The 7,865-nt window shown below is 67.7% G+C and carries 8 protein-coding genes; 4 read left to right on the forward strand and 4 right to left on the reverse strand.

What is annotated here, in order from left to right; translation table 11 throughout:
• Both C666_RS17820 and tadA read right to left on the reverse strand, forming a co-directional pair.
• The coding region (locus tag C666_RS17820; protein ID WP_004346389.1) for a L,D-transpeptidase at positions 1–200 on the reverse strand (200 nt) is incomplete at its 3' end.
• On the reverse strand, positions 201–665 hold the full coding sequence (tadA, locus tag C666_RS17825) for a tRNA adenosine(34) deaminase TadA (RefSeq protein WP_004346390.1): 465 nt from the start codon (positions 663–665) through the stop codon (positions 201–203).
• 214 nt (positions 666–879) lie between these two features.
• On the opposite strand from tadA, the gene C666_RS17830 reads away from it, so the two are divergent.
• Complete coding sequence (locus C666_RS17830; protein ID WP_004346392.1) at positions 880–1,662, forward strand: DODA-type extradiol aromatic ring-opening family dioxygenase; 783 nt, start codon at positions 880–882, stop codon at positions 1,660–1,662.
• Positions 1,663–1,705: 43 nt separating this feature from the next.
• Here the strand turns inward: C666_RS17830 and C666_RS17835 are convergent, their stop codons facing one another.
• Complete coding sequence (locus C666_RS17835; protein ID WP_004346394.1) at positions 1,706–3,538, reverse strand: SLC13 family permease; 1,833 nt, start codon at positions 3,536–3,538, stop codon at positions 1,706–1,708.
• 161 nt (positions 3,539–3,699) lie between these two features.
• On the opposite strand from C666_RS17835, the gene xpt reads away from it, so the two are divergent.
• Entirely contained in the window at positions 3,700–4,302 is a 603-nt protein-coding gene (gene xpt, locus C666_RS17840; RefSeq protein ID WP_004346396.1) for a xanthine phosphoribosyltransferase, read from the forward strand.
• A gap of 82 nt (positions 4,303–4,384) precedes the next feature.
• Positions 4,385–5,248: an HDOD domain-containing protein gene (locus tag C666_RS17845; RefSeq protein ID WP_004346398.1), complete on the forward strand. Its 864-nt coding sequence runs from the start codon at positions 4,385–4,387 to the stop codon at positions 5,246–5,248.
• Between the two features lie 75 nt (positions 5,249–5,323).
• Here C666_RS17845 and C666_RS17850 read toward each other — a convergent pair whose 3' ends face one another.
• The gene (locus C666_RS17850; protein WP_028792078.1) at positions 5,324–6,268 is read right to left on the reverse strand and encodes an alpha/beta hydrolase; all 945 of its coding nucleotides are present in this window, start codon (positions 6,266–6,268) and stop codon (positions 5,324–5,326) included.
• A 218-nt stretch (positions 6,269–6,486) separates the two neighbouring features.
• Here C666_RS17850 and ppk2 point away from each other — a divergent pair, with 218 nt between their 5' ends.
• The gene (gene ppk2, locus C666_RS17855) at positions 6,487–7,677 is read left to right on the forward strand and encodes a polyphosphate kinase 2 (protein ID WP_004346402.1); all 1,191 of its coding nucleotides are present in this window, start codon (positions 6,487–6,489) and stop codon (positions 7,675–7,677) included.
• The last annotated feature ends 188 nt before the right edge of the window (positions 7,678–7,865 follow it).

The raw sequence follows: 7,865 nt of genomic DNA on the forward strand, positions 1-7,865 counted from the left end.
CGGCCGCGGAACACCGCTCCGGCGGGCGCGCCGGCGCCGATGCGGGCACGGATGCGGTGGCGGCCGCGCGGCGTGCGCTGGCTGCCGGCCTCTTCGCCGGCGCCATTCAGGGCGGTCGATACGGGATAGCGGCGGATGCACGCCCCGTCATCGCCGAAAAGCCCCAGGCACTGGCGGCCGATGTCGACGCGGATATGCATTCAGGCCACCATCGTCCTGCTGCGGCGCGCCGCGAAGAAATCCGACAGCATGCGTCCGCACTCTTCGCCCAGCACCCCGCCCTCGACGCTGGCATGGTGGTTGAGGCGCGTCTCGGCGAACAGGTCGAGCACGCTGCCGGCAACGCCGGTCTTGGGGTCGCGCGCGCCGTACACCACCCGCGCGATGCGCGCATGCATGATCGCCCCCGAACACATGGCGCAGGGCTCCAGCGTCACGAACAGCTCGCAGCCCGGCAGGCGGTAGTTGCCCAGGCGCGCGGCGGCGTCGCGCAAGGCCATGATCTCGGCATGGGCGCTGGGGTCGTGGCGGCCGATCGGCTGGTTGAAGCCGCGCCCCACGATTTCGCCATCCAGCACCACGACCGCCCCGACCGGCACCTCGTCGCAGGCGCCGGCCTGGCGGGCCTGTTCCAGCGCGGCGCGCATGTAGTCTTCGTCGTTCATCTGCACACTCATGTTCCAATGGAGCGAATTCTAGCGGACGGCGCACAGGCTCGCCGCCCAGCGCTCGCATCCGGCGCCATTATCTTCAAGAATGGAACAGTCCATGATCGTCCGCCCTGTTTATCCCGCCTTGCCACACCCCTAAGCTGGCACACGGCCTCGGCGATCATGATCGCCCCGTCCGCCTCCCCTGTCTTTTCTTGCCGAGCACGCCATGACCACGCTGCCTTCCCTCTTCGTCTCGCACGGTTCTCCGATGTTCGCGCTCGAACCCGGCATCGCCGGCGGCGAATTGCACGCGCTCGGCAGGAAGCTGCCGCGCCCCGAGGTCATCGTCATCGCCTCGCCGCACTGGATGGCGCCGCGCCTGTCGGTGACGTCCGCCGAGCACCCCGAAACCATCCACGATTTCGGCGGCTTCCCGAAAGCCCTTTACGAACTCGAATACCCCGCCGCCGGCTCGCCCGTCTGGGCGCAACGCGTACTGCGGGCCTTCGATGCGGCCGGCATCGATGTCCAGGCCGAACCCCGCCGCGGGCTGGACCATGGCGCATGGGTGCCGTTGATGCACATGTATCCGGATGCCGACATCCCGGTCGTGCAGGTTTCGCTGCACCCGCATTTCGGCCCTGCGCACCATCTGCAACTGGGCCGCGCGCTGGCGCCGCTGCGCGAACAGGGCGCGCTGCTGATCGGCTCGGGCAGCCTGACGCACAACCTGTACGAGTTGCGCCGCGAGACCGGCCCGGCGCAGGACTACGTCCAGGCATTCGCCGGCTGGATCGCCGCGACGCTAGCCGCGGGCGACACCACGGCGATGCTCGACTACCGCGCGCGTGCGCCGCATGCCGAGCGCGCGCATCCGACCGACGAGCACCTGCTCCCCCTGCTGTTCGCCATGGGCGCCGCGGGCGATGGCTGGCGCGCGCAGCGCATGGCCGGCGACGACGTGCGCTACGGCACGCTGGCCATGGACGGCTACGTATTCGATCGTTGAGCGATGCGCCGGCAGAAGCCGCGCACAGAACCGGCGCCCCGTCCTAGAACGGAAACAGCACCGGCAGCAGGCCGACGCACAGCAGCATCACCAGCACGGTAAACGGCACGCCGACACGCACGAAATCGCCGAAGCGATAGTCGCCCGGCCCGAGTACCAGCGTATTGACCGGCGACGACACCGGCGTCATGAACGCCGCCGACGCCGCCAGCGCGACCGTCATCGCGAACGGATAGGGCGACACGCCGAGCTGGCCGGCGAGCCCGATGCCGATCGGCGCCATCAGCACCGCCGTCGCGGTGTTGGAGATGAACAGGCCGACCACCGCCGTCAGCGCGAACAGCGCGGCCATCACCATGCGTGGCGAACCGTCGCCGGTCAGCGCGAGCAGGCCGCCGACGAGATAATCGATGCCTCCGGTCTTCTGCAGCGCGGTCGCGAAGGGCAGCATGCCGACGATCAGGATCAGGCTCTGCCAGTGGATGCTGCGGTAGGCGCTGTCCATGTCGATGCAGCGCAAGGCCCCCATCAGGATGCAGCCGAGCAGCGCCGCGATCACGTTCGGCACCGCACCGCTGATCATCAGCGCCACGGTGATCGCCAGGCAGGCCAGGGCATGGGGCGCGCGCCGCGCCGCCGGTGCGGCCTCGTCCATCTCCGCCGGCAGGGTCAACACGAGAAAGTCGTGCGCCTGGGTGTGCAGCACACGGATCGACTTCCAGGTACCGGCGATCAACAGGGTGTCGCCCATCTTCAGCTTCTCGTTCAGCAGCACGTCGGCCAGCGACTGGCCGTTGCGCCTCAGCCCCATGACGTTGATGCCGCGCTGGGTGCGCATGCGCAGTTCGAGGATCGACTTGCCGATCAGGCTCGAACCGGGCGGAATCAACACCTCGGCAAGCCCCAGTTCGCGCGACAGATCGGCGAAATAGTCGTTACGGAAGGCGCGGTCCTGCAGCCTCATCTCCCCGGCGAAGCGTGCGATGCCCTCCTCGCCGCGCGCGAAATCGACCAGGATGACGTCGCCGGAAAGGATCTCGCGGTTGGCCGCCGTGGTCAGCATCACCCGGCCGAACTGCCGCGCGCGCTCGATGGCAATGATGTTGGCGCCGTAGCGGGCCCGCAGTTGCAGCTCCTTCAGGGTATGGCCGATCATCGGCGAACCGTTCGCCACCATCATGCGGCGGGCGCGGTTCAGCAACTGGTAGTCCTCGGCCAGTTCGCGCAGGCGCCGGCGGCGGCTGCGGACCTGGGCCTGCGGCGATGCCGGCCCGCCCAGCCAGCCGCGCACGAGAAGCATGTAGGCGACGCCGAAGGCCAGCACCACGAGCCCCATCGGCGTGAAATCGAAGAAGCCGAAGCCCTGTTGTCCGGCGCGGTTCAGTTCGGCATTCACCACTAGGTTCGGCGGCGTGCCGACCAGCGTCAGCATGCCGCTCATCAGCGCGGCGAAGGCCAGCGGCATCATCAGGCGCCGCGGTTCGGCACCGATGCGCGCCGCGATGCTCAGCGCGACCGGGATGAAGATCGCGACCACGCCGGTCGAGCTCATCACCGAGCCGAGCAAGGCCACGGCCAGCATCAGCAGGATCAACAGCCGCGTCTCGTCGCTGCCGGCGCGTTCGACCAGCCAGTCGCCGACGCGAAACGCCACGCCGGTCCGCACCAGCCCCTCGCCGATGACGAAGAAGGCAGCGATCAGGATCACGCTCGGCTCGCTGAAACCGGCCAGCGCCTCATTCACGGTCAGGATTCCGCTCAGCACCAGCGCCGGCAAGGCGCATATCGCCACCACGTCCATGCGTGGCCGGTTCGCGACGAAACAGCCGACGCACAACGCAAGCAGCCCGAACACCCAGAGCATTTCAGGATTCATTGTCTTCGATCGAGTGGAACGGGACAGCGCGGGCACAGGGGCGCGTTCCGCCGTCCGGGGGGCGTGAAGCATAAGCGAGAGCCCGCATTATCGGGAAATGCAGGCTAGAATTCCGCCGCCTGCCCCGCCCCACGGGGTGTTTTCGTTTACGGACCCCGCGCATGAACGCCAACCTCATCGCCCCGCATGGACCGCTCGTACGCCGCATCGAGGCCGAAGCCACCATCATCGGCGACCAGATCCTGAAGATCGACCATTTCCTCAACCATCGCATCGAGCCGGGCTTCATCACCGAGATGGGCCATGAACTGGCGCGGCGGCTCGCGCATTTCGAGCCGAACGTGGTCCTGACCGCGGAAGCCAGCGGCATCGCACCCGGACTGGTCGTGGCCCAGGCCCTGGAGATACCGCTGGTCTATGCTAAGAAATATGCGCCGCAGGTCGAGTCGCCCGCCATCTCGCGCGTGATTCCCTCGCCCACCAAGGGCGGCGAAACCAAGCTGGTGCTGTCGCAGCGCTACGTGCTGCCGAGCGACCGGGTCGTGATCGTCGACGATTTCCTGTCGAACGGCCGCACCGCCGTCGCCCTCGTGGAAATGGCCCGCGAGGCTGGCGCCAGGGTACTGTGCGCGAGCTTCATCGTCGAAAAACGCTTCAAGCGGGGCCATGCGGCCATCGAGGCGATGGGCGTGCCGGTGGCCACCCTTGCGCAGGTCGAGGCGCTGGAAAATGGCCGTGCCATACTCACCCAGCCGAAAGACTGAGAAACGCCGCCTCAAAAGCCTGCCCACGAATCCGGGACAAGACCTTACACTTCGCAACACGTCTCTAACAGGTATCCGGGCAATGGAAGCGTTCGAACGACAGATCAAGGCCTTCGCAGCCGACATCGACGATGAACTGAAAGCGGGAAACCTCAGCTTCCCCACCGTGTTCGACCTGACCCTGCGCATCAAGAAGGTCGCCGACGACCCCAACTCGTCGCTGGAGAACATCGCCGAAGTCGTGCGCGCGGAGCCGCTGCTCAGCGCGAAGGTGTTGCGCATGGCGAACTCGCTGCTGCTGAACCCCTACCAGCGCGAAGTCACCAGCGTCGCCGCGGCGATCTCCCGCATCGGCTCCTCCACGCTGCGCTGCCTCGCCTATGCGGTCGCGGCCGACCAGCTCGCGCGCGACCACCGCTCGCCCCGGATGCGTCTGGTGGCATCGGGCCTGTGGATGTATTCGATCGACGTCGCGTCCTGGGCCTTCGCCTTCTCGCGCCACCTGTCGCGGGGCAATGCCGACACGGCGCTGCTGGCCGGGCTGATGGTCAATATCGGCCAGTTCTACCTGCTGGCCAAGGCGGCGAACTACCCGGCGCTCGAAGACGACACGGTGCGCTTCGCCGAATTCGTCATGCTGTGGGACGAGCCGATCAAGCGCGCGGTGCTCGAAGCCTTCGAACTGCCCGCGGACATCGTCCGCGCGGTGGACATGAACGTGGACGGCGCCAGCGAATGGCCGCCACGCACGCTGGACGACATCGTCTTCCTCGCCACGCTCGCCGCCGAAACCCCCGACCCCTTCGCCAATCTGCTCGGCATCAAGCACCGCCCCGAACTGCTCGACGCGAGCCTCGGCGAAGCCGGCCGGAGCGAGTTCGATGCCCTCCTCGCTGCGGCCCATACCACTCGCCAGCAGATACTCTCGGCCGCAAGCGGCGCCTGAACCGGCCGACGCCCCGGTAGCAGCCGGCTGCCGCGGGAACGCGCCCGGCGCGAAGCCGATTCGCCTCCCCTGAGCTCAGGCAGCCCCGAGGGCGCCCGCGAGCGCCCGCGCCGCGGCCTTCAGCGCGATGTCCGCCTGGGGGAAGAGTTTGCCGAGCGTGATGAAGCCATGCACCATCCCGTCGACCTGCAGATGCTCCACCACGCCCCCGTCCTCGCGCATGCGCCGCACGAAAGCGGCGCAGTCGTCGACCAGCGGGTCGAACTCGGCGGCGATCAGCATCGCCGGCGGCAGGCCGGACAGTGATTCGGCGCGCATCGGCGAAGCGCGCCAATCCTCGGCATTGCCCTCGGGCAGGTAATTCCCGAAAAACCACTGCAAGGTGCCGAAGTCGAGAAAATAGCCTTCGCCGTAGTTCTGCCGCGAAGCCCGCTCGCTGCGGATTTCGGTGGAGGGATAGATCAGCAGCATGAATCGCGGCGCGATCGCCGCGCCGCGCAGCGACAAGGCGGTGACGACGGACAGGTTTCCGCCCGCACTGTCTCCGCCCAGGGCGATGCGTTCGGCATCGATGCCAAGCAAGTCGGCGTGGGCCGCGGCCCACTCGAAAGCCAGGGCGGCATCGTCGATGGCCGCCGGAAAGGGATGCTCCGGCGCCAGCCGGTAATCGACCGACAGCACCGCGCAACGCGACGCGTTGGCAAGCTGGCGGCAGAGCACGTCGTAGCTCGCCACGTCGCCGACGCACCATCCCCCGCCATGGAAGAAGATCAGCAGCGGCAGGATATCCTGCGGCAGGCTGGAAAGCGGACGGTACAGGCGCGACAGCAAGGCGCTGCCGTCGGGCCGCGCCATCGGCACCTCGCTCGTCGACGCGACGGCGGGCGCCTCGGGGCGAAAGGCGAACTGCAGCTTCTGGAAGGAGTGGCGCGCCTGGGCGGGCGACAGATCGTGGAATTTCGGTGCACCGACACGGTAGGCCATGTCGAGCAGGGAGCGGGCCTCTGGGCTTAAGGGCATGTTCTGCAAGGCGGTATGCACGCCATCTTCGAGTTCGGAGGCGCAATTCTAGCCGCTCGCCGCGATGGGCGGCACACGGGCGCGCGCGGCACGGCGTGCATCGTTTGAAGCGGGCAGAAAGAGATTCTATGCATTTCGCCCGCCATTCCCGGCCATTCGTGAATGGCCCTGCCGTGGACAGGGCTTAAAATAACCCTCAATTCGATGGAGAGCGCCGCATGACGACCAACCAGGAAAAAACCCCCGACACCCCCCGCAAGACCCGTGACGGCAAGCCCCAGGCAAGTACCCGCGCCACGCGAACGCCCCGCCAGGAACGCAGCGCGACCAGCGGGGACATCGCCCCCGACCTGAGCCCCGAGGGCATCGAACGCTTCGAGATCGACCAGGCCGTTGCGGGCGCGCAGGACTCCAAGCTCATCGCACTGACCGACATCCTCCAGCGCGAGGCCGGCGCCGACCCGGCCAGGGCGACACAGGCGCTCGAGGCGATCCTGGCCGGCGCCTCACCCGACGACGTCCACATGCTGCGCCGTGCGCTGATGAAAGCCGACGCAAAACTCGGCCAGGGCGACCTGCACCCCGACGACGAGCTTGCGGAAGACTGGCGCAGCGGCGGCTACCCCTACCGCAACCTGATGTCGCGCAAGGCCTACGAGAAGCAGAAGTACCGCCTGCAGGTGGAACTCCTGAAGCTGCAGGCCTGGGTCAAGGAAACCGGCCAGCGCGTCGTGATCCTGTTCGAAGGCCGCGACGCCGCCGGCAAGGGCGGCACGATCAAGCGCTTCATGGAGCACCTCAACCCCCGCGGCGCGCACGTCGTGGCGCTGGAAAAACCCTCCGACACCGAACGCGGGCAATGGTACTTCCAGCGCTACATCCAGCACCTGCCCACCGCGGGCGAGATCGTGCTGTTCGACCGCTCGTGGTACAACCGCTCAGGGGTCGAGCGCGTGATGGGCTTCTGCTCACCCGACGAATACAACGAATTCATGCGCCAGGTGCCCGAATTCGAGCGCAACCTGGTGCGCAGCGGCATCCACCTGATCAAGTTCTGGTTCTCGGTCAGCCGCGAGGAACAGCGCCGCCGCTTCAAGGAGCGCGAAAGCCATCCGCTGAAGCAGTGGAAGCTGTCGCCGATCGACCTCGCCTCGCTCGACAAGTGGGACGACTACACCAAGGCCAAGGAGGCGATGTTCTTCTATACGGATACCGCCGATTCGCCCTGGACGGTCGTCAAATCCGACTGCAAGAAGCGCGCGCGCCTCAACGCCCTGCGCTACGTGCTGCACAAGCTGCCCTATGCCAACAAGGACATCGGGCTCATCAAGCCCCTCGATCCGCTGTTGGTCGGCCGCGCCAACGTCGTGTACGAACGCGGCGAGAAGGACGGTGTGCCGCTGCTGTGAGCCGCCGCCGGCAGACGCCCCACCGGGCGGCGCAAGGACGCGGACCTGCCGGGTGAGCCCCGGCAATCGAAGCCCGCGACGACGCGTCGCGCTTCGATCGCCGGGTCAGCGTCCCGCGCGCTTTCAGCCGCCGGAGCAGCCGCAGCCGTTGCCGCCGCCGCAACTGCCGGCGCCTGCCACCGCGGCGG

Source organism: Thauera linaloolentis 47Lol = DSM 12138 (assembly GCF_000310205.1).
GTDB lineage: Bacteria > Pseudomonadota > Gammaproteobacteria > Burkholderiales > Rhodocyclaceae > Thauera > Thauera linaloolentis.

Excerpts from the sequence above, each read along its gene's own strand:
- ppk2 (WP_004346402.1), top strand. The coding sequence starts at position 6,487 with ATGACGACCAACCAGGAAAAAACCCCCGACACCCCCCGCAAGACCCGT.
- C666_RS17830 (WP_004346392.1), top strand. The coding sequence starts at position 880 with ATGACCACGCTGCCTTCCCTCTTCGTCTCGCACGGTTCTCCGATGTTC.
- C666_RS17845 (WP_004346398.1), top strand. The coding sequence starts at position 4,385 with ATGGAAGCGTTCGAACGACAGATCAAGGCCTTCGCAGCCGACATCGAC.
- xpt (WP_004346396.1), top strand. The coding sequence starts at position 3,700 with ATGAACGCCAACCTCATCGCCCCGCATGGACCGCTCGTACGCCGCATC.
- C666_RS17850 (WP_028792078.1), bottom strand. The coding sequence starts at position 6,268 with ATGCCCTTAAGCCCAGAGGCCCGCTCCCTGCTCGACATGGCCTACCGT.
- tadA (WP_004346390.1), bottom strand. The coding sequence starts at position 665 with ATGAACGACGAAGACTACATGCGCGCCGCGCTGGAACAGGCCCGCCAG.
- C666_RS17835 (WP_004346394.1), bottom strand. The coding sequence starts at position 3,538 with ATGAATCCTGAAATGCTCTGGGTGTTCGGGCTGCTTGCGTTGTGCGTC.